The sequence below is a fragment of the Pseudoxanthomonas sp. genome (genome assembly GCF_027498035.1).
Classification (GTDB): Bacteria; Pseudomonadota; Gammaproteobacteria; order Xanthomonadales; family Xanthomonadaceae; genus Pseudoxanthomonas_A.
Map to the genome: position 1 here is coordinate 3,541,525 of NZ_CP114978.1, position 21,530 is coordinate 3,563,054.

At 64.9% G+C, this 21,530-nt stretch carries 16 protein-coding genes; 15 read left to right on the plus strand and 1 reads right to left on the minus strand.

The window, feature by feature from the left end; translation table 11 throughout:
- Positions 1 to 70 precede the first annotated feature (70 nt).
- Together ftsZ and lpxC are read left to right on the plus strand one after the other, a co-directional pair.
- Positions 71 to 1,327 (plus strand): cell division protein FtsZ, encoded by a 1,257-nt coding sequence (ftsZ, locus tag O8I58_RS15500; RefSeq protein ID WP_298317983.1) that lies wholly within the window; start codon positions 71 to 73, stop codon positions 1,325 to 1,327.
- Positions 1,328 to 1,587: 260 nt separating this feature from the next.
- Positions 1,588 to 2,511, plus strand: a complete 924-nt coding sequence (gene lpxC, locus O8I58_RS15505; protein WP_298317987.1) for a UDP-3-O-acyl-N-acetylglucosamine deacetylase — start codon at positions 1,588 to 1,590, stop codon at positions 2,509 to 2,511.
- 146 nt (positions 2,512 to 2,657) lie between these two features.
- Here lpxC and O8I58_RS15510 read toward each other — a convergent pair whose 3' ends face one another.
- Positions 2,658 to 3,131, minus strand: coding sequence for a DciA family protein (locus O8I58_RS15510; RefSeq protein WP_298317990.1), 474 nt, complete (start codon positions 3,129 to 3,131; stop codon positions 2,658 to 2,660).
- A gap of 9 nt (positions 3,132 to 3,140) precedes the next feature.
- On the opposite strand from O8I58_RS15510, the gene O8I58_RS15515 reads away from it, so the two are divergent.
- The 13 genes from O8I58_RS15515 (at position 3,141) to O8I58_RS15575 (ending at position 21,469) form a co-directional block, all read left to right on the plus strand.
- Positions 3,141 to 4,094, plus strand: coding sequence for a M23 family metallopeptidase (locus tag O8I58_RS15515; RefSeq protein WP_298317993.1), 954 nt, complete (start codon positions 3,141 to 3,143; stop codon positions 4,092 to 4,094).
- 165 nt (positions 4,095 to 4,259) lie between these two features.
- Complete coding sequence (secA, locus tag O8I58_RS15520; RefSeq protein WP_298317995.1) at positions 4,260 to 7,007, plus strand: preprotein translocase subunit SecA; 2,748 nt, start codon at positions 4,260 to 4,262, stop codon at positions 7,005 to 7,007.
- Between the two features lie 314 nt (positions 7,008 to 7,321).
- Entirely contained in the window at positions 7,322 to 7,645 is a 324-nt protein-coding gene (locus O8I58_RS15525; protein ID WP_298317997.1) for a hypothetical protein, read from the plus strand.
- Between the two features lie 74 nt (positions 7,646 to 7,719).
- Positions 7,720 to 9,876 (plus strand): prolyl oligopeptidase family serine peptidase, encoded by a 2,157-nt coding sequence (locus O8I58_RS15530; protein ID WP_298318000.1) that lies wholly within the window; start codon positions 7,720 to 7,722, stop codon positions 9,874 to 9,876.
- Between the two features lie 72 nt (positions 9,877 to 9,948).
- Positions 9,949 to 12,072, plus strand: a complete 2,124-nt coding sequence (locus O8I58_RS15535; RefSeq protein ID WP_298318004.1) for a S9 family peptidase — start codon at positions 9,949 to 9,951, stop codon at positions 12,070 to 12,072.
- Between the two features lie 397 nt (positions 12,073 to 12,469).
- Positions 12,470 to 17,119 (plus strand): autotransporter domain-containing protein, encoded by a 4,650-nt coding sequence (locus tag O8I58_RS15540; protein WP_298318006.1) that lies wholly within the window; start codon positions 12,470 to 12,472, stop codon positions 17,117 to 17,119.
- A 171-nt stretch (positions 17,120 to 17,290) separates the two neighbouring features.
- Entirely contained in the window at positions 17,291 to 17,752 is a 462-nt protein-coding gene (locus O8I58_RS15545; protein WP_298318011.1) for a YbaN family protein, read from the plus strand.
- Between the two features lie 73 nt (positions 17,753 to 17,825).
- The gene (locus tag O8I58_RS15550; RefSeq protein ID WP_298318014.1) at positions 17,826 to 18,083 is read left to right on the plus strand and encodes an LPS translocon maturation chaperone LptM; all 258 of its coding nucleotides are present in this window, start codon (positions 17,826 to 17,828) and stop codon (positions 18,081 to 18,083) included.
- Positions 18,076 to 18,918 (plus strand): diaminopimelate epimerase, encoded by an 843-nt coding sequence (gene dapF, locus O8I58_RS15555; RefSeq protein WP_298318017.1) that lies wholly within the window; start codon positions 18,076 to 18,078, stop codon positions 18,916 to 18,918. The genes O8I58_RS15550 and dapF overlap by 8 nt, the downstream gene beginning before the upstream one ends.
- Positions 18,915 to 19,598 carry a DUF484 family protein gene (locus O8I58_RS15560; RefSeq protein ID WP_298318020.1) on the plus strand — a complete coding sequence of 228 codons (684 nt, stop codon included), beginning with the start codon at positions 18,915 to 18,917 and terminating at the stop codon, positions 19,596 to 19,598. Before dapF ends, O8I58_RS15560 begins: the two co-directional genes overlap by 4 nt.
- Before the next feature lie 7 nt (positions 19,599 to 19,605).
- Positions 19,606 to 19,983 carry a hypothetical protein gene (locus O8I58_RS15565; protein ID WP_298318022.1) on the plus strand — a complete coding sequence of 126 codons (378 nt, stop codon included), beginning with the start codon at positions 19,606 to 19,608 and terminating at the stop codon, positions 19,981 to 19,983.
- A gap of 15 nt (positions 19,984 to 19,998) precedes the next feature.
- Positions 19,999 to 20,886, plus strand: coding sequence for a tyrosine recombinase XerC (gene xerC, locus O8I58_RS15570; protein ID WP_298318025.1), 888 nt, complete (start codon positions 19,999 to 20,001; stop codon positions 20,884 to 20,886).
- Between the two features lie 106 nt (positions 20,887 to 20,992).
- Entirely contained in the window at positions 20,993 to 21,469 is a 477-nt protein-coding gene (locus O8I58_RS15575) for a DUF1203 domain-containing protein (RefSeq protein ID WP_298318028.1), read from the plus strand.
- Positions 21,470 to 21,530 lie beyond the last annotated feature (61 nt).

Below are 21,530 nucleotides of genomic sequence, written 5' to 3' on the forward strand. Positions count from 1 at the left end.
GGGATTTGAGCGTCACCCAGCGGTACTCAAAAAGAAAACACATACCCACATAAGAATGAGGACAACGGACATGGCACATTTCGAACTGGTTGAAACGATGGCTCCCAACGCGGTGATCAAGGTCATCGGCGTGGGCGGCGGCGGCGGCAATGCCGTGGCCCACATGGTCAGCAGCAGCGTGGACGGCGTGGAATTCATCACCGCCAACACCGATTCGCAGGCGATCAAGAACTGCGGCGCCAAGCAGCAGCTGCAGCTCGGCGGCAACGTCACCAAGGGCCTGGGTGCAGGCGCCAACCCGGAAGTCGGCCGCCAGGCTGCGCTGGAAGATCGCGACCGCATCATCGAGGCGCTGACCGGCGCGGACATGGTGTTCATCACCGCCGGCATGGGCGGTGGCACCGGCACCGGCGCAGCCCCGGTCGTGGCCCAGCTGGCCAAGGAAATGGGCATCCTGACCGTGGCCGTGGTCACCAAGCCGTTCCCGTTCGAAGGTCGCCGCCGCATGCAGGTTGCGCTGAAGGGCATCGAAGAACTGTCCGCACATTGCGACTCGCTGATCACCATTCCGAACGAAAAGCTGATCACCGTGCTGGGCCGCAACGCCACCATGATCCAGGCCTTCCGCGCTGCCAACGACGTGCTGCTGGGCGCCGTGCAGGGCATCGCCGACCTGATCGTGCGTCCGGGCCTGATCAACGTCGACTTTGCCGACGTGCGCACCGTGATGAGCGAAATGGGCCTGGCCATGATGGGCACCGGCGCCGCACGTGGCGATGACCGCGCCCAGGCCGCCGCCGAAGCCGCGATCCAGAACCCGCTGCTGGACGATGTGAACCTGGCCGGCGCCAACGGCATCCTGGTCAACATCACTGCCGGTCCGGACTTCACCATGGCCGAATTCGACGAAGTCGGTCGCACCGTGGAAGGCTTCGCTTCGGAAGACGCCACCGTCGTGGTCGGCACCGTGCTCGACCCGAACATGCAGGACGAAGTCCGCGTGACCGTGGTTGCCACCGGCCTGAACCGCGCCACCGTGCGCCAGCCGGTCCGCACCGGTGCCGACCTGGGCGGCTACCAGCGTGAGCCGGTGCGTGCACCGATCAAGCTGGTCCGCGATGCCACCACCGGCATGCCGATCGACGCGGTGTCCCTGCCCAACACCGGCTTCAAGGCCGATCCGGTGATCGGTGCGACCCAGGGCCTGGGCTTGCGCCGCAACGCCGGCGAGCCCACCAGCAGCGCCCCGGCTGGCAACGCGCAGTCGGCCGAACTGCCGGACAACTACCTGGATATCCCTGCGTTCCTGCGTCGCCAGGCCGATTGATCGACCCGCCTGATGGTGCTGTGCGCCGCCTTGTCCGGGCGGCGAATGACCTGAAGGCGGCAGCTGTCTCGCAGTCCCGTGTCACGTCCTTACTTTTCCGCCGGGCCGGTGTGTCCGGTCCGGCGGGTTTTTCCTTGCAAAGGCGGCGACGCGGCCCCACTCCGGCGGCCGGGGGATTACTGTCCTCTTCCGTTCAGATTCATCTGCCTGCGTGGTATTCTCACGCGATCTTGATATTTAGTGCCCCCGGGCGGCGACCCATGATTCCCCAGCGCACCCTCAAAAACGTGATCCGCGCCACCGGCGTCGGCCTGCACAGCGGCGAGAAGGTCTTCATGACCCTGCGTCCTGCCGCGCCGAATACCGGCGTGATATTCCGTCGCGTCGATCTCGATCCGGTGGTGGAGATTCCTGCCGATGCCGCGCTGGTGACCGAAACCACGCTGTGCACTGGCCTGAGCAGTGGCCCGGCCAAGGTGCAGACCGTCGAACACCTGATGTCGGCGCTGGCGGGCCTGGGCGTGGACAACGTCTACGTGGAACTGTCCTCGGCCGAGCTGCCGATCATGGATGGTTCGGCCAGTCCGTTCGTGTTCCTGCTGCAGTCGGCGGGCATCGTCGAACAGAACGCACCCAAGCGTTTCATCCGCATCATCAAGCCGGTCGAAGTGCGCGATGGCGACAAGGTCGCCAGCTTCGTGCCCTACGAAGGCTTCAAGCTGGGCTTCACGGTCAAGTTCGACCATCCAATGATCCCAGCCTCGCAGTCGCGTGCCGAAGTGGATTTCTCCACCGGCGGCTATGTGAGTGAAGTGGCGCGTGCGCGTACCTTCGGCTTCATGCGTGACCTGGAATACATGCGTGAGCGCAACCTGGGCCTGGGCGGCTCGATGGACAACGCCATCGTGCTGGACGAGTTCCGCGTGCTCAACGACGACGGCCTGCGCTACGCCGACGAGTTCGTGCGCCACAAGATCCTGGATGCCATCGGCGACCTGTACCTCGCCGGGCACGCCATCCTGGGCGCGTACGAGGGCTACAAGTCCGGTCATGCGCTCAACAACACCCTGGTGCGTGCGCTGATGGCGCAGACCGATGCCTGGGAAGAAGTCTCCTTCGACGCCGTTGCTGGGGAGCCGGCGCCGGTCCTGTACGCGGCACCGGTCTCGGCGCTGGCGCACTGATCTCGAGATGAGCCGCATCACAGCGGCCAACTGTCAAAACGTGAACCGCATCGCCTGAACTGGCGATGGTTAACTAAATTCTAACTTCCATCTAACGACTGGTCCCCGTGGGGTCGGTACGATGCCTGCCGGCCTTGCACCCGGTCTTAACGTTTAAGACGCGAGTGCGGGCCGTGTTCCACGGCAGCCGTCTTGGCGGATGGGGATTCCTCCAGCATGGCCAGTGCCACCCGCAGCGCTTCGCGCGCTGTCGGTGACTGCTGCTGGATCGGCGTGTTGGCCGATGCGGACGGGGACAGGGATTGCATGGACACACGGGAGGTCACGGAGTTGACTCCCAATCCGAGGGATCGGGCCACTTCGATGAGTTCGTTCGAGGCCAGGCGCAGCCTGGCATTCCAGACCGGCGAGTCGACGATAAAAACCAAACGATCGCCTGTGATGTTGGCAAGCCGGCAATGCTCAGCAAGGGCAGGCGGAAGACAGGGGCGAAGTTGCTGTTCCAGTGCGTCGAGCTTCATTGCGTGACGCAGCGGGTCGGCGGCTGACGACGCCATCGCGGCCTCAAGGGCCGGGAGCGGAGTCGCCGGACGACGCGGCTGGGACTTCGGATGGGACATCACTGATCCATGAGCTTCAATAACATCATTCACAATACGCGCTCCTGGGCGCGCCATCACCTGAGTCTGCGCACCGTGCAGGCCAGGCGCTTCAGCCATACCAGGCCGCTGCTCAGCGCGGGGATCCTGGTCGTCGGCGGACTGCTGTTGGGACTGGCCGGACGCAGTGCTTTTGGGATGGTGCAGGTCTCCTACCTGCAGGCCAAGGCCGACCGCCAGCAGACTGAGCTGGAACAGGTCAAGCGCGGCGCCCAGCAGGAAGTCAACGCGATGTCCGCCCGCCTGGGCGAACTGCAGGCGCAGGCCAACCGGCTCAACGCGCTGGGCGAACGCCTGACCCAGATGGGCAAGCTGGAAGACGGCGAGTTCAATTTCGATGAGCCGGTCGGCGTGGGTGGCCCGGAAGGCGCCACCAGCGACATGCCGCCGCGCGAACTGGCCCATGGCCTGGACGAACTGCAGGCCAAGTTCGATGCCTCCGGCCAGCAGCTGTCGGTGCTGGAATCGCTGCTGTTCAATCGCCAGCTGGACCGCAACGCCACGCCTTCGCGCATGCCATTGGCCAATACCTACATCACCTCTGGCTTCGGCAGCCGTGCCGATCCGTTCGGCGGCGGTGGCGAACGCCACAAGGGCATCGATTTCAAGGCCAGCGTGGGTGATCCGGTGCTGGCCGTGGCCGATGGCGTGGTCAGTTTCGCCGGCGTGCGCAGCGGCTACGGCAACGTGATCGAGGTCGACCACGGCAACGGCTATGTCACCCGCTACGCACACAACTCGCGCCTGGTGGTGAAGCCGGGCGACCTGGTCCGTGCGGGCCAGACGGTGGCCAAGGCCGGTTCGACCGGTCGCTCGACCGGGGCGCACGTGCATTTCGAGGTCTGGGAAGACGGGCGCGTGGTCAATCCGCGCAAATTCCTGGGCGAAGGCCCCACGCCCGTGGGTGTCCGCGGCCGCGGCTAAGGCTTCGACGGACGGTCTTGATTCGTCCGGCGGCGCCCCAAGCTACAATGTCGTGTTGCCGGAACGGGGCGCCTTGCGCCCTGTTTCGCTTTTCGGCACCCGGCCTTGGGGATGGAAAGAGGCCAGGGCGGTGCCGACGCTCCTCTCCATTCTGGTTCCTTCTTCATGATCAACAGCTTGCTCACCCGCGTCTTCGGCAGTCGCAACGAACGCCTGCTCAAACAGCTCGACCGCCAGGTGGCGCGCATCAATGCGCTGGAACCGGACATCCAGAAGCTCAGCGACGATGCGCTGAAAGCCAAGACCCCTGAATTCCAGAAGCGCATCGCCGATGGCGAGGCGCTGGATAAAGTGTTGCCCGAAGCCTTCGCAGTCTGCCGTGAAGCCTCCCGGCGCGTGCTGGGCCTGCGCCATTACGACGTGCAGCTGGTCGGCGGCATGGTCCTGCACCTGGGCAAGATCGCCGAGATGCGCACCGGCGAAGGCAAGACTCTGGTCGCCACCCTGGCCGTGTACCTCAACGCGCTGGAAGGCAAGGGCGTCCACGTGGTCACGGTCAACGACTACCTGGCCCGCCGCGATTCGGCGCAGATGGGCAAGCTGTACAACTGGCTGGGCCTGAGCGTCGGCGTGGTCTACCCGGGCATGCCGCATGGCGACAAGCGCGCCGCTTACGCCAGCGACATCACTTACGGCACCAACAACGAATTCGGCTTCGACTACCTGCGCGACAACATGGCGATGGCGCGCGAAGACCGCCACCAGCGCAGCCTGCATTACGCGATCGTCGACGAAGTCGACTCGATCCTGATCGACGAAGCGCGCACGCCGCTGATCATTTCCGGCCCGGCCGACGATTCCCCGGAACTGTACGTCCGCGTCAACCGCATCGTGCCCGCGCTGCTCAAGCAGGAAACCGAGGAAGGCGAGGGCGACTACTGGGTGGATGAAAAATCCAAGCAGGTCCACCTGTCCGAGGCTGGCCAGACCCATGCCGAAGACCTGCTGCGCCAGGCTGGCATCCTCAAGGACGACGAGGACGACGGCCTCTATTCGCCGCAGAACCTGGGCGTGGTCCACCACCTCAATGCCGCCATGCGCGCGCATGCCATCTACCAGCGCGACGTGGACTACATCGTGCGCGATGGCGAAGTGGTGATCGTCGATGAATTCACCGGCCGCACGCTGGTGGGCCGTCGCTGGTCCGATGGCCTGCACCAGGCCGTGGAAGCGAAGGAAGGCGTGCCGGTCCAGCGCGAAAACCAGACCCTGGCCAGCATCACCTTCCAGAACCTGTTCCGCATGTACGGCAAGCTGGCCGGCATGACCGGTACGGCCGATACCGAGGCCTACGAATTCCAGAGCATCTACGGCCTGGAAGTGATCGTGATCCCGACCAACCGCCCGACCATCCGCAAGGATTCGCCGGACCAGGTGTTCCTGAACCGCAAGGGCAAGTTCAATGCCGTGCTGGTGGACATCCAGGAGTGCTACGCGCGCGGCCAGCCGGTGCTGGTGGGCACGACCTCGATCGAAACCTCCGAGCTGCTCAGCGAGCACCTGACCAAGAACAACGTGCCGCACGAAGTGCTCAACGCCAAGCAGCACGAGCGCGAAGCCTCGATCGTGGCCAACGCTGGCCGCCCGGGCGCGGTGACCATCGCCACCAACATGGCTGGCCGCGGTACCGACATCGTGCTGGGCGGTTCGCTGGAAACCGAACTGGCGACCATGGGCGAAGACGCCCCGGAGCTGGACATCGCCCGCGCCAAGTCCGAATGGAAGATGCGCCACGAGACGGTCAAGCAGGCCGGCGGCCTGCACATCGTGGGCACCGAGCGCCACGAATCGCGGCGTATCGACAACCAGCTGCGTGGCCGTTCCGGCCGCCAGGGCGATCCGGGTTCGTCCCGTTTCTACCTGTCGCTGGAAGACAACCTGATGCGCATCTTCGCCAGCGACTGGGTGCAGAAGGCGATGAAGCTGATCGGCATGAAGGAAGACGACGTGATCGAAGATCGCCTCGTCAGCCGCCAGATCGAAAAGGCCCAGCGCAAGGTCGAGGCGCACAACTTCGACATCCGCAAGAACCTGCTGGACTTCGACGACGTCAACAACGACCAGCGCAAGGTGATCTACGCCCAGCGCGACGAACTGCTGGACGCCGAGTCGGTGAAGGACAACGTGGAGGGCATCCGCGGTGACGTGGTCGCCGACCTGGTGGCCCGCCACGTGCCGCCGAACTCGATCGACGAGCAGTGGGACCTGCCGGCACTGCAGGCCGAGCTGGCGTCCGAGGCTGGCATCGAGCTGCCGGTCACCCAGTGGCCGCAGGACATCGAAGAGCTGGATGCCGAGCGCATCGAGGCCCGCGTGCAGGACGCGATGAACGCGCACTTCGAGCAGAAGGAAGTGCAGGTCGGCGCCGAAACCATGCGCGCGCTGGAAAAGCACGTGATGCTGACCGTGCTGGACAAGGGCTGGAAGGAACACCTGGCGCGCATGGATTACCTGCGCCAGGGCATCCACCTGCGTGGTTACGCGCAGAAGCAGCCCAAGCAGGAATACAAAAAGGAAGCCTTCGAACTGTTCTCGGAGATGCTGGAAAGCGTCAAGCGCGAGGTGGTGACCATCCTGTCGCGCCTGCGCATCCGCAGCGAAGAGGAAGTGGCCGAACTGGAGGCGCAGGACCGTCGTGCCGCCGAAGCCCAGCAGCGCGCCATGCAGTTCCAGCATGCCGAAACCGGCGGTTACAGCGCCGACGAAGAGGCTGCCCAGGCCCAGGCCGCACAGGCGGCGGCCGCCGGCATCCAGGGCACGATCCTGCGCGACGAACCCAAGGTCGGCCGCAACGATCCATGCCCCTGCGGCAGCGGCAAGAAGTACAAGCACTGCCACGGCCAGCTGAGCTGACCCAAGGCCCGATAGAGGCTGGAAACAATGAAGCCCGGATGGCGACATCCGGGCTTCTTCGTTTTCAGGTGATTGTGGCGATCCCATGCGGGTTCTATCGAGCCGGCATCCGGCTCCTCGTCCATGTATAGCGGAGCTCGCTCCGCTGCTTTTCTCCCGGATCAAAGAGGAATGTGCCAAAAGAGGCAGGCCCCAGCGGAGCAAGCTCCGCTCTACACAGGAACGGGGCGCCCTGGAAGGCAGGCGCAGGTGTCGCAACCGGTGAGAAGGACGCCCGGCAGCCTGCACGTCCCGACCCAACAGGACCCACCGCCATGGCTGACCGACCGACCGTTGTCCACGCTGCTTCCCATGCCGATCTGCGCCTGGAACTGGTGCTGCGAATCGCTGCCCTGACCGGCCTGGCCCTGGTGATGCTGTTGCCGGCCGGGCGTGGGTCGACCGACCTGCTGGGCTGGACGCCGCTGTGGCTGGCGGGCCTGCCGCTGGTGGCGTGGTGGTCGCTGCACCGCTTCCGCCTGCCGTCGTGGCCGGCGCCGCAGCGTGCCAAGGCCGCGCTGGTCCCGCTGCCCGCGCGTCGCGGCGCCCAGGCGCGTCGCCGGCGGCCGAAGCTGGCGCCACTGACACGCGCAGCCTGACCTTCGGCACGGGGTGCCGGTCGCAGGGCATGTGCTAGCGTGCGGCGGCTATCTGCCGCTGACGGAGACCCGCTTTGAACCGACTCGCACTCGCCCTGGTGGCTGGCCTGACCGCCGCCGGTGCTGCCCATGCCCAGGAGAACACCACCATGACCGCCGACCCGTACCAGTGGATGGAGGAGGTCGAGGGCGCCAAGCCGCTGGCCTGGGTGAAGGAGCAGAACGCGAAGACGGAAAGCGAATTGGCTGGCACCCCGCAGTTCAAGCAGCTGGAAGGCGACATCCGCACCATCCTGGATTCGGATGCCAAGATTCCCTACGTCGAGAAGATCGGTGACTTCTACTACAACCTGTGGAAGGACAAGGACCACGCGCGCGGCATCTGGCGCCGGACCACGCTGGCCGAATACCGCAAGCCCAATCCCACCTGGGAAACGGTGCTGGACATCGACGCGCTCAACGCCGCGGAAAAGGAAACCTGGGTCTGGCACGGCGCCGAGTGCCGCAAGCCGGACTACACCCGCTGCCTGATCGCGCTGTCGCGCGGCGGCTCCGATGCCGACGTCACCCGTGAGTTCGACTTGACCACCAAGGCCTGGGTCGATGGTGGGTTCTATCGCCCGGCCGCCAAGGGCGCGCTGAGCTGGATCGATGCGGACACGGTGTATGTCTACAGTGATTTCGGCGAAGGCAGCCTGACGGCTTCCGGCTATCCGCGCATCGTCAAGGAGTGGAAGCGTGGCACGCCGCTGGATTCGGCCAAGATCGTGTACGAAGGCAAGCCGGACGACATGTACATCGCCGGCATGCACGACGCCACGCCCGGCTACGAGCGTGATTTCGTCAGCCGCACGCTGGCCTTCTACAACGACGAGCTGTACCTGCGGGCGCGCGACGATGCACATGGATGTGCGAGTGACGCGAGCGCAGGATGCGCGGGAGCGTCCGGCAAGCTCACCAAGATCGACGCACCCAATTCGGCGCAGAAGGGCGTGCACCGCGAATGGCTGACCCTGGAACTGCGCGACCCATGGACCGTGGGCGGCAAGACCTACGCAGCCGGTTCGCTGCTGGTGACCAACTTCAATGATTTCATGGCCGGCAAGCGCGACTTCGACGTGCTGTTCGAGCCGACTGCGACCACCTCGCTGGCCAGTGCTTCGTTCACCCGCCACCACGTCGTGCTCAACGTCATGCAGGACGTGAAGAATCGCCTGAGCGTGCTGACCCACACCGGCGGCAAATGGGTATCGGCGCCGCTGAAGGTCGGCGATTCGGCATTTGGTGCGATCGGCGCCAGCGCCGTGGACAGCGACGATTCCGATGCGTTGTGGCTGACCGTCACCGACTACCTGACCCCGACCACGCTGATGCTGGCCGACGCCGCCACGCCTGCGGCCAGGATCGAACCGCTCAAGACCATGCCGGCATTCTTCGATGCCTCGCGTGATGTGATCGAGCAGCACTTCGCCACGTCCAAGGATGGCACCAAGGTGCCGTATTTCATGGTCCGCCCGAAGGATCTGAAATACGACGGCAGCACGCCAACGCTGCTGTACGGCTATGGCGGGTTCGAGATCTCGATGACGCCGGGCTATTCCGGTGGCGTGGGCAAGGGCTGGCTGGAGAAGGGCGGCGTGTACGCGGTGGCCAACATCCGGGGCGGTGGCGAGTACGGCCCGCGCTGGCACCAGGCCGCATTGAAGGCCAATCGCCACAAGGCCTACGAAGATTTCGCCGCAGTTGCCGAAGACCTGATTTCGACCAAGGTGACTTCGCCCAAGCACCTGGGCATCCAGGGCGGCAGCAACGGCGGCCTGCTCACCGGCAACATGCTGACCCAGTATCCGCAGCTGTTCGGCGCGGTGGTGGTGCAGGTGCCGCTGCTGGACATGAAGCGCTACAGCCACCTGCTGGCTGGTGCGTCGTGGATGGCCGAGTACGGCAATCCGGATACGGCTGACTGGGAGTACATCAAGACCTTCTCGCCGTACCACCTGTTCGACGCCAGCAAGACCTATCCGCCGACCTTGTTCATGACCTCCACCCGTGATGATCGCGTGCATCCCGGCCACGCCCGCAAGATGGCGGCCAAGATGCTCGATGCCGGCAAGGACGTGCGCTACTACGAGAACATCGAAGGCGGCCACGGTGGCGCGGCCAACAACGCGCAATCGGCACACATGAACGCATTGGCCTACAGCTTCCTGTGGCAGCAGCTGTCCAACTGAGCGCGTGACTTGCGTCCGCTGCACGATGCGGCGGACGTTCTCCCTTGCATCCGCACCGGACACGACCCATCCATGAATCCTTCCTCTTCGCTGCTGGCCGTTCTGCTCATGAGTGCTTCCCTTTCCTCCGCCTCCGCCGCCACCCTGACACCACCGGACGTGGCCAAGAAGCCGCATAAGGTGACTGCGCCTTTCGGTGCCAGCCGCCAGGACGAGTACTACTGGCTGCGCGACGACGAGCGGGCCAATCCGGAAATGCTGGATTACCTGAAGGCCGAGAACGCCTATGCCGATGCGGTGCTGGCACCGCTCAAGCCGGTGCAGGACACGCTGTACAAGGAGATCGTGGCGCGCATCAAGCAGGACGATGCCTCGGTGCCGTACCGCGAGCGCGGCTACTGGTATTACACGCGTTTTGAGACCGGCAAGGATTACCCGGTGCATGCGCGACGCAAGGGCAGCATGGAGGCGCCGGAAGAAGTGCTGCTGGACGTCAACGCCCTGGCCGGTGACAAGGGCTATTACAGCGTCGGCGACTGGAATGTGAGCCAGGACAATCAGCTCCTGGCCTATGCCGACGATGCCGTTGGCCGCCGCCAGTACACGATCCGCTTCAAGAACCTCGCCACCGGCGAGGTCTATGCCGACCAGATCACTGGCGTGTCGCCCAACATTGTCTGGGCCGACGACAACAAGACCGTGTTCTACGTCGAGAACGACCCGGACACCCTGCTCACCGTGCGCGTGAAGAAGCACGTGCTGGGCACGCCGGCCAGCAGCGATACGCTGGTCTACGAAGAACACGACGACAGCTTCTACATGGGCGTCGACCGCACCCGCGACGACAAGTACATCTGCATCGGCGTGCAAAGCACCGTGTCCTCGGAAATGCGCTGCGCGCTTGCGGCCGATCCAAAGGAGTTCGCCGTGCTGGCACCGCGCGCGCGCGACGTGGAATACAGCGCCGACCACCTGGACGGCCGCTGGGTGATCCGCACCAATGCCGATGGCGCCACCAACTTCAAGATCGTCACTGCGGCTGATGGCAGCAGCTCGCGCAAGGACTGGAAGGACTGGGTCGCGCACAGCGACAGCGTCTATATCGATGGCTTCGAGCTGTTCGACGGCTTCACCGCCATCGGTGAGCGTTCGGACGGCCTGGAGCGCATTCGCCTGCTTGCGAAGGATGGTGGGTCCTCTTTCGTCAAGGCGGACGAGCCGGCGTATTCGATGGGCCTGGACGTCAATTCCGAACACGACACGCCCTGGCTGCGCTACAGCTATACCTCGCTGACCACGCCGGCCACCACCTACGAACTCAATACCGCCACCGGTGAGCGCAGGCTGATGAAGCAGCAGCCAGTGCTGGGCTATGACGCCAGCAAGTACACCACTGAACGCCTGTGGGTCACCGCGCGCGACGGCACCAAGGTGCCGGTGTCGTTGGTCTACAAGAACGGTTTCAAAAAGGACGGCACGGCTGCGCTGCTGCAATACGGCTATGGCAGCTACGGCGCGTCGATGGACCCGGGGTTTTCCGGCCCGGTGGTGAGCTTGCTGGACCGCGGCATGGTCTATGCCATCGCCCATATCCGCGGCGGTGAGGAAATGGGTCGCGCCTGGTACGACAACGGCAAGCTGCTCAACAAGAAGAACACCTTCACTGACTTCATCGACGTGACCGAAGCGCTGGTCAAGCAGGGCTATGCCGCCAAGGATCGCGTCGCGGCGATGGGCGGCAGCGCCGGCGGCCTGCTGATGGGCGCCATCACCAACATGGCCCCGCAGGACTACCGCGTGATCATTTCGCAGGTGCCGTTCGTAGACGTAGTCACTACCATGCTGGACCCGAGCATCCCGCTGACCACCAACGAATACGACGAGTGGGGCAATCCGGAGAAGCAGGCCTTCTACGACTACATCCTCACCTATTCGCCCTACGACAACCTGAAGTCGCAGGCGTATCCGGCGATGTTCGTCGGCACCGGCCTGTGGGATTCACAGGTGCAGTACTGGGAGCCTGCCAAGTACGTCGCCCGCCTGCGCGACCTGGATACCGGCACCCAGCCGGTCGTCTTCCGTACCAACATGGAAGCTGGCCACGGCGGCAAGTCCGGCCGCTTCCGCCGCTACCAGGAAATGTCCGAGTACTACGCCTTCATGCTGGACCAGCTGGGCGTGAGTGCTGGCAAGTGAGTTGAGCCGATACACCGATAGGTAAGCCCGAAGGGCGTGCGATCTGCGGACTGCACGCCCTTCGTGCTTTTGCCTGCCGGTCCGGTAGTCAGGCGGCTTCGAATCGGTGATGGGAATCAGATTTTTCCGATATTAGCCACGCACGGGCGATGCTAAGCTCAGAGCAGAGACCGGGATTGGTCTTGTTTCGCTCAGGTCGCACGCGGATGCATGCGACAGAAAGACTTCAAGGAGGAAGTAATGCCCCTGATGGCGGCGCCACATCGTGTATTCAGCGGCCTTCGTGTGCAGCGTCGGCCAGTTCGAGCTTCCTCACCAAGCGTCCATGACCTTCCGGAGCCTTTCGATGGCTTGCCGGGTGTTGTCGTGTGTCATCTCCAATGAAAAAGGAATTTTCATGAATCGTATCTATCGGCTTGTCTTCAACCGTCAGTTGGGCGTGATGCAGGTGGCTTCGGAACTGGCCTGCTCCATGTCGGCTGGCGCGTCTGCCGGGAATCGAAGGAAGGCACCGTCGCTACGGCCATTCGCCCTATGCCTATTGCATGCGCTGTGGCTGGGATGCGCCGGTACGGCTTCCGCAGCCCAAGCGGTCGTTTTCAATGGGGACGATCGTATTGATTCCGAGATCGTCTACAAGGATGGCTTCATCGTCGGGAGCGATGAGGCGGGAGCCCTGCGGATCGTTAATGGCGGTCACGTGACAGCAGACCGGAGCCTGGTGGGCGAGCAAACGGGCGGTACCGGGACATTGACCATCGATGGACCAGATGCATTGCTGAAATTTCACAACAGCGCTTTCCAGTATGTTTCCGGCGCACTCGTGATCGGTAACGAGGGCACCGGCGCCCTTCAAGTTCTCAATGGGGGGCGTGCGGAGGAATTGTCGAATGGTCAGACAGTCTATTTTGCGCGGGCTGCAGGGTCATATGCCACCGCTTTGGTGGATGGCCAAGGCTCCTTATTGCAAGCCCACTATTTCAACCTCGGATATGCCGGCTCGGGTTCGGCCACCGTGAGCAGTGGCGGCCGGATCGTCTCAACCTCGGACAGCGCGACCAGTCTCGATATTGCCTATGCGGCAGGGAGTAACTTTGCGTTGAACGTGTTGGGAGCGGGTTCGGAATTCTCTGCCAAGAACACGGTTGTCGTAGGACGAGGCGGCAATGGCGTGCTCGACGTGCGAGATGGCGCAGCTTTCCGCACGACTGGCCAAATATGGGCCGGTCTCGAAGAGGGGGCATCTGGCGATATATCCGTGGACGGCGCTGGCTCGGTTTTGTCGGCGGGTCGTACGCTGGCCATTGGACAGGGTGGCTCTGGGTCACTCAACGTGACCGGGAGCGCAAGCGTCGTCGCAGCGTCGCTGCAGTCTGGTTACGCGAGCGGGGCCACAGCGACGCTTATGGTGGATGGCGCTGGCTCCAGCATTTCGACCGGTACAGGAGATTTCTTGTTGGGCGTCGCCGGAACGGCTGACCTCGCCATCAGCAATGGCGGACGGGTCGAGGTCGGCGACCTGTTGATGGGGGATGGCAGAAACGCCAATGGGTCGATCGTGGTGGACGGTGCATCTAGCCAGCTCACCGCCAGTGGCGATGTCACTGTTGGCAATAGCGGTAAGGCCACATTGGCGATCCGAAACGGAGGGCAGGTGTCCGCCGCATCCATGTTGCTCTCCAATGCGCTCATTACTGCAAGCGATAACACGACCGGTAGCGTCACCGTGGACGGCCAGGGAAGTACCCTGACGATCGCCGATGACGGGCTGTTGACCGTGGGCGGTACGGGTAACGGAACCCTCGACATCACCAATGGCGGTCATGTCTCCGCCGGCGACTTGACGATCGGCGGAAATCGCAGCGGTTACAGGCCGAACAATGCGCTCACGATCAGTGGCGCAGGCAGCACGCTGGACGTCAAGCAGGAGCTGAGCGTTGGTGGCGGCACCAATGGGCGCCTTCAGGTCAGCGATGGTGCAAAGGTCGTGACGGGCACGTTGACGCAGGAGGTCGGCAGTTTCGGTTCGGACACTTACTCGGGCGGCGTCATCGCCATTGAAGGCGGAGGGAGTCAACTGACTGCGGAAGACCTGCAGCTTCGCTCCCAGTTCACGTTGAAGGATGGTGCACAGGTATCAACCGACACCGTCACTTTCGAAAATACGAAACTCAAGGATGTCCAATCGACAGCCCTGATCACGGGGAGTGGTACGAGATTGGATGCAAGCGGCGAACTGAGCCTTTTCGGCCGGGTGAAAGTGGCCGATGGTGCGACAGTCACGGCCGGTTCAATGGAGTCGGGTTGGGAGGTCGCTGGATACCTTTCGCGCTCGGAACTTCAGGTCACTGGTGCGGGTTCATCCGTGCTGATCAAAGGCGACATCGTGTTGGGTGGGCAGCCCGCGCTTAATGACGGCAGCCTGGTGTTGACCGATGGGGGGCGGCTGGATTCGGGCAGCAATTCACTGCGACTCAACAGCAACACTTCGCTGGCCTTCGGTGCTGGCTTCGATACAACGCTTTCCGGTACCGGCGGTAGCCTGCAGCTCGCCGAGGCGCAGGCCAGCGGCGAGCTGGATGGCGATGACGTGATTACCTTTAGCGGCACCGGCCTGCTGGCGCTGAACCACACGAGCGACGATCTAATCTTGGCCAACACGCTTGTCAGCGCCGCCTACAATACCAGCGCGTCCACTTCCGGCCAGATCTTGGCCAATGCGGGTGCCACGCAGCTGACCGGCGACCTGCATGCATTCAACGGCGACATCAACGTCCAGGGCGGGACCCTGGTAATCAATAGCGATCTCAATACGCTGCCGGCGAACTACAACATCGACTCAACCATCGGCAAGAGTTATCAGGAGATCTCCGTTGGTGGAAACGGCAGGTTGGTCCTCAACAGCAACGTTGGCTATCAGTGGCAGTACAACGCTAGCGGTATCGTGACCGTGGGATCGACCAGTGTCACCGTCCGGGGCGATGCCGCTGGTGAGGCGCCGGTGTTCGCTGGCAATGGCAGCGTCACCGGCGAAGTCAGGGTCGGCGATGGTGGCGTGATTTCACCGGGCGATGGGGACGTGGGGACGCTTGTCATCAAGGGGGATCTGTATTTCACCGGAGTGACTGTCGAACGACCCGGTGTTTTTGCCGTGGATGTCCGAGGCGATGGCTCCAGCGACCAGCTCCAGGTGTCCGGCATCACCTATCTGCACGATCCCAATTACACGAACCCGAATCCATCCAAGGTGCAGGTCACCGCACTCGATCCGGCCACCAGTTACCAGAACGGCCAGACCTACACGGTGTTGCATGCCGATGGCGGCATCAAGGGCACCTTCGACACAGTGACTTCGCAGTCGGCCTTCCTGACGCCCACGCTCACCTACACGGCCAACGACGTGGTGCTGGGTATTGCCTTGAGCACAGCCAACCTGCCGGTGACGGTAGGCAACGGTCAGACGCTGTCCGGCAATGGCAGCTATGGCACCACCCAGGTGCTGTCTGGCGGCACGCTCTCGCCTGGAACCGCTGACGCCCGGATCGGCGCGCTGCAGTTCAACGGCGATCTGTCCTTCGCCGCCGGGTCGTTTTATGACGTGGATGTCAAGGGCACCAACGCCAGCGCGTCCGCGTCCTCGATCCGGGCCGCCGCGGTGTCCACGGTCAATGACCTGGTCAACGTCACCGGCAAGGCCACGCTGGATGGCGGCACCGTGCGGGTCACTGCGCTGGATCCGCAAACCAGCTACCAGGATGGCCATGCCTACACCATCGTCCATGCCGATGGCGGGGTCAGTGGGACCTTCGCCGGTTCGGCGAGCCGTTCGGCCTTCCTGACCACCAAACTGTCCTATACGGCCAACGACGTGGTGCTGGGCATCGGCCTGGTGGCCACGGGCGGCGAGGACCCCGGCACGCCTGGGATTCCTGGCACCCCGGGCACCGGCCTGCCGCCGCCGATCTTTGAGACCGTGGCGACCACCCGCAACCAGTACAACGCCGCGCTGGCACTGGATACCTTGCCGCAGTCCGGCGAAGCACTGGCCCTGTACAACAATCTGCTGCTGCTCGACGCCGAGCAGGCCCGCACGGCGTTCGGCAGCCTGTCTGGTGAAGTCCACACCGCGGCCCGTGCCGCGCTGCTGGAAGATCGTTTCCTGCGGGATGGCGTGAACCAGCGCCTCTCCGGCCAGGTGACGGGCATGGCGGAGGACGGGTTCGGCGTCTGGGTGGCCGGCAACGGAAGCTCGGGCCATATCGATGGCGATGCCAACGCCGCGCGCATCGAAGGTCAGCGCCAGGGGCTGATGGGCGGCGTGGACTGGACCCTGGGCGAAGACACGGTCCTGGGCGTGGTGGCTGGCAACGAAGACATCACCCAGCGCGTGCGGCAGTGGCAATCCAAAGCTGACATTGATGCCACGGAAGTCGGGCTGTATGCCGCGACCCGTCTGGGTGCGCTGTTCCTGCGTGGCGGAGTGAACTACGCAGACTATGATGTCGATACCGCGCGCCAGGCCGTGGTTGGCACCTCGATCAACCAGTCCATCGGTGCCAGCTACGATGCCCACGCCCTCACGGTCTACGCCGAAGGCGGCTGGGCCTTCAGCTGGGACACGTTGACCCTGACCCCCTACGTGGCCCTGGCCCACACGCGCCTGGAAACCGACGATGCCACCGAAGCTGGCGGCAGCACCGCGCTGGTCGTTGCCAAGAGCAAGGACGAACTGCTGACCAGCACCGCCGGTGTGCGTGCTGCCTGGGACATCAGCGGTGGACAGGTCGATGGTGCGATCGTCACGGCAGGCCTGGCCTGGCAGAACGCTTCGGGTGAACTGAAGGCTGACAGCCGGGCGCGCTTTGCCGCAGGCGGGGACGCCTTCACCGTGTATGGCACGCCGCTGGCGCGTAACGTGGCCATCGCCGAACTGGGCGTGGGCGTGAACACCGGCGCCAATGCTCGGCTGTCGCTGTCGGCGCAGGGTCGTGCTGGTGATGGCCAGCGCGAGGTGGGTGCGCAGCTCAACTGGGCCTGGAAATTCTGATCGACACTGGTTTCAGCGCTGCATGAACACACCCGCGGGATGAAGATCCCGCGGGTTTTTTTGGGGTGAAACGGCATGCCAGTGACGCACGCGCATGGAGTTCACTGGCGCTGTGGAGGCAGAGCCCAGCGCGCGATGGCACAACCTGCAACGCAGCGTGCGTCTTTCGCCATGGAACGTGCACACGGGGTAGGCGACAATATCGGGGTGGAAACACCACTTCCCCCCGATGTCTCGCCGCCGCCCAGTCGATTTCGCTGGGCGTGGTGGTTGCTGGCCTGGATCAGCCTGATCCTGGGCGTGGTGGGGATGTTCCTGCCGGTGATGCCGACCACGGTGTTCATCCTGATCGCGGCGTTTGCGGCCTCGCGTGGGTCGGAAAAACTGCACCGTGCGCTGCTGTCGCACCGGCATTTCGGCCCGCTGATCCAGGATTGGCACGCCCACGGCGCGGTGCCGCGCCACGCCAAGTGGCTGGCGACCTGGACCATGCTGGCCAGCGCGGTGTTCACCGTGACCGTGATGGCCATTTTCGCCAGCCATCACTGGTGGATGTCGGCGTTGCCGGTGATCTGCATGGCTGCGGTCGTGGTCTGGCTGTGGCAACGTCCCGAGCCACCCCGCGCCGATTGAATGGCACGCACCGCAGGCTGAACCTGGGCGTGGCGCTGGTCAGGCCGACACGGCCACTCGCTATACTCGCCGCATGAAGACCGTATCGCGACTGGCGCTCTCGTGCGCCGCGCTGCTGGCGCTGTCCGCCTGTGGCAACAAGGGCCCGCTGGTGCTTCCGGAAAAGCCGGCGCCGGTGACGACACCCGCGTCGGCCACGCCGGCGGCGGGCGAGCAGGGCGCGACGCCGCCTGTCCAGGTCGAGTCGAACGACACGACCACCGCGCCGACCTCCGATGACGAAGCTGCTGACAAGGCCATCGATGACGGCGGTACGGGCGGGGATGACTGAGCCCGCCGCACTGCGGTTCTCCAAGATGCACGGCGCGGGCAACGACTTCGTCGTGCTGGACCTGCGCGGTGGCCAGCCGGCGCCTGGCGCCGCCCTGGCCGCACAACTGGCCGACCGCCACACCGGCGTGGGCTGCGACCAGATCCTGACCATCGAGGCCCCGCGCGATCCCGGTTCGGTGGCGTCGTATCGCATCTGGAACTCGGATGGCTCGGCCGCTGGCCAGTGCGGTAACGGCGCGCGCTGCGTGGCGGCCTGGCTGGTGCGCGATGGCGTGGCCGGCAACGGCGATTTCCAGATGGACAGCCCGGCCGGGACCCATCAGGTGCAACGCACGGACGCAGGCTTTGCCGTGGCGATGGGCGTGCCGCGCTGGGCGCCGGCGCAGATCCCGCTGGTGGGGTTTCCCGCAGCGCAACCTGCCTACACGGTGACGCTGGGCGATGCGCCGGTGACGTTCGGTGCGGTGTCGATGGGCAACCCGCATGCGGTGGTGCAGGTGGCCGATGTCGCCAGCGCGCCGGTGCTGGCGCTTGGCCCTGCACTGCAGGCGCACGCGGCGTTCCCGGAATCGGTGAACGTGGGCTTCGCTCAGGTCATTTCGCGCCAGCGCATCGCGCTGCGCGTCTACGAGCGCGGCGTCGGCGAAACCCTGGCCTGCGGCAGTGGCGCCTGTGCCGCCGCGGTCGTGCTGATGCGTGCCGGCCTGGTCGAACGCAGCGTCTCGGTCGCGCTGCCTGGCGGCACCTTGCAGATCGACTGGCCCGACGACAGCGCCGAAGTGGTGATGTCCGGGCCGGCCACATTCGTATTCGAAGGAGCGTGGACCCCATGAGTGAAGTCACCGAAAAACTCGGCGCGCACGAAGTCGCCGCCTGGCTGCGTCGGCACCCCACTTTCCTGCAACAGTTCCCGGACCTGGCGCTGACCCTGGTAGTGCCGCGCGAGGAAGGTCCGACCGCCTCGCTGGCCAGCTACCAGTTGGACGTGCTGCGCGACAAGAACCGTGAACTTTCGCGCCGGCTGGGCGAACTGTCGTCCAATGCGCTGGAGAACGAGCGGCTAGCCGTGCGCGTGCACCAGCTCACCCTGGCGCTGATGCGCCAGGACAGCCGCGCCGCGACACTCTCCGCGATGGCCGCCTCGCTGGAAGAGGATTTCCACGGCGACCTGGTTCGCATCGTGGTGCTGGGGCCGATGCCGCCGGAACTGGCCGATGCACCGTGGCTGCAGGCCATGTCCGCCGACAGTTCGCACCTGGTGCCGTTCCGCGATTGCCTGGCCGACGGCGAGCCGATCTGCGGCCGCCTGCAGCCGCAGAAGAACGCCCTGCTGTACGCCTCGCAGGCCGACGAAGTGGCGTCTTCGGCGCTGCTGCCGTTGCCGGGCATCGGCCTGGTCGCGGTGGGCAGCCGTGACGGCAACCGGTTCTATCCCGGCATGGGCACGCTGTTCCTGCGCATGATGGGCGAGTCGCTGGCGGCGGCGCTGAAGCGGTTCGATCCAGCGGGCTGATCCGGACATGTTCACGCGCCTCTGGGTCCTGTGTTCCATTGCGCTTTTCCGGCTCTGGCCCTTGCTGGCGCTCTGGCTCTACGCGCGCCATCACGCGATCGCGCCGATGGCGTGGCCGGCGGCATTCGGCCTGACGCTGCTGCTCCTGGTGATTGCGCAGGTCAGCGCTGCGCGCTGTTCCAGTGAGCAGTTGCCGCATACGCACGGCCTGTTCGTGATCGGCGCGGCGATGAGCACCGGCTGGAGCTACCTCGACCTGATGCTGGTGCCGCTGTCGGTGACGCTGGCGCTGTGCCTGACCGTCCTGCTGGCGCTGCTGCCTGGTGCCCCGGCGCGCTACTTCTCGCTGGTCAAGCGCGTGGCTGATCATCGGATGCAGCAGTGACTGGCGCCGTGGCCCATGTCCACCGTTGAAGCTTTCCTGTCGCACCTGCAGGTCGAACGGCAGATGTCCGCGCATACGCTCGATGCGTATCGCCGCGACCTGACGGCGCTGCAGCACTGGGCCGATGCCCAGCAGCTGCCCGCGCTGGCTGAGCTGCAGATCGACCAGCTGCGCGGCTTCATCGCCAGCGGCCATCGCCAGGGACTGGCGCCCAAGAGCCTGCAGCGGCGGCTGTCGGCCTGCCGGAGTTTCTACAACTGGCTGCTCAAGCACGGGCGCATCAGTGCCAGTCCGGTTGCCGGTCTGCGCGCGCCCAAGGCGCCGCGCAAGCTGCCACAGGTGCTCGATGCCGACGAGGCGGTGCAGCTGGTCGAAGTGCCCACCGACGCACCACTGGGCCTGCGCGACCGCGCCCTGCTGGAGTTGTTCTATTCCTCGGGCTTGCGCCTGAGCGAACTGTGTGGGCTGCGTTGGGGCGATCTGGATCTGGCCGATGGCGTGGTCACGGTGCTGGGCAAGGGCCGCAAGCAGCGGCTCGTGCCGGTCGGCTCGCATGCGAAGAAAGCGCTGATCGAATGGCGCGAAGAGAAACCTGCCGCTGACACCGCGCAGGTCTTCCCCGGGCGCGGTGGCGGTCCGATTTCGCAGCGTGCGGTGCAGCTGCGGATCAAGGCGCTGGCGCAGCGGCAGGGGCTGTTCAAGCACGTGCATCCGCATATGCTGCGGCACAGTTTCGCCAGCCACATCCTTGAGTCATCCGGCGATCTGCGCGGCGTGCAGGAACTGCTCGGCCATGCCGACATCGCCACGACCCAGATCTACACGCACCTGGATTTCCAGCACCTGGCCAAGGTCTACGACGGCGCGCATCCGCGGGCCAAGCGCAAGCCGGGCGTGGGCTGACAGGACTGACGTAACGGCTGCTTGCCTGGCAGTCGTGTCCGAAAACGGCGAGCGCCCGAACCACGCGGCGCCGAAGCTGTGTCCTTTCATCGAACGGGATTACGGCATGGCTTCTTTCATCCTGCGGGCACTGGATGCGGCGCTGTTCGCCGGTCTGTTCGAGCGCGACGACGCCACGCTTGGGGCGCAGGGCATCGTGCGCCGGATCGTGGCGTCCGATCACGGCACGCCGTGCCGGGTCAGCCTGCAGGACGCGCGGCGTGGCGAGGAAGTGCTGCTGTTGCCGTACGTCCATCACGGCGTCCACTCGCCGTATCGCGCCAGTGGGCCGATCTTCGTGCGCCGCGGCGTGGCGACGGTGAGTCTTGCGGTCGACGAGGTCCCGGCGTACGTGGCCAGTCGACTGATCTCGCTGCGCGCCTATGATGCAGCCGGCCTGATGGTCATGGCCGAGGTCTGCGATGGCGGCGACGCAGGCGCATGGTTGTGCCAGGCCTTCGAGCAGCGCGAAGTGGCGTACGTGCATCTGCACAACGCCCGGCAGGGATGCTACGCATGCCGCGCCGAGCGCGCGCATCCTTGATCTGGCTGGATGCTGCGTGTTGGCCAAGCTGGTCGTGGGCTGTTGGCATGGCCGCAATGCA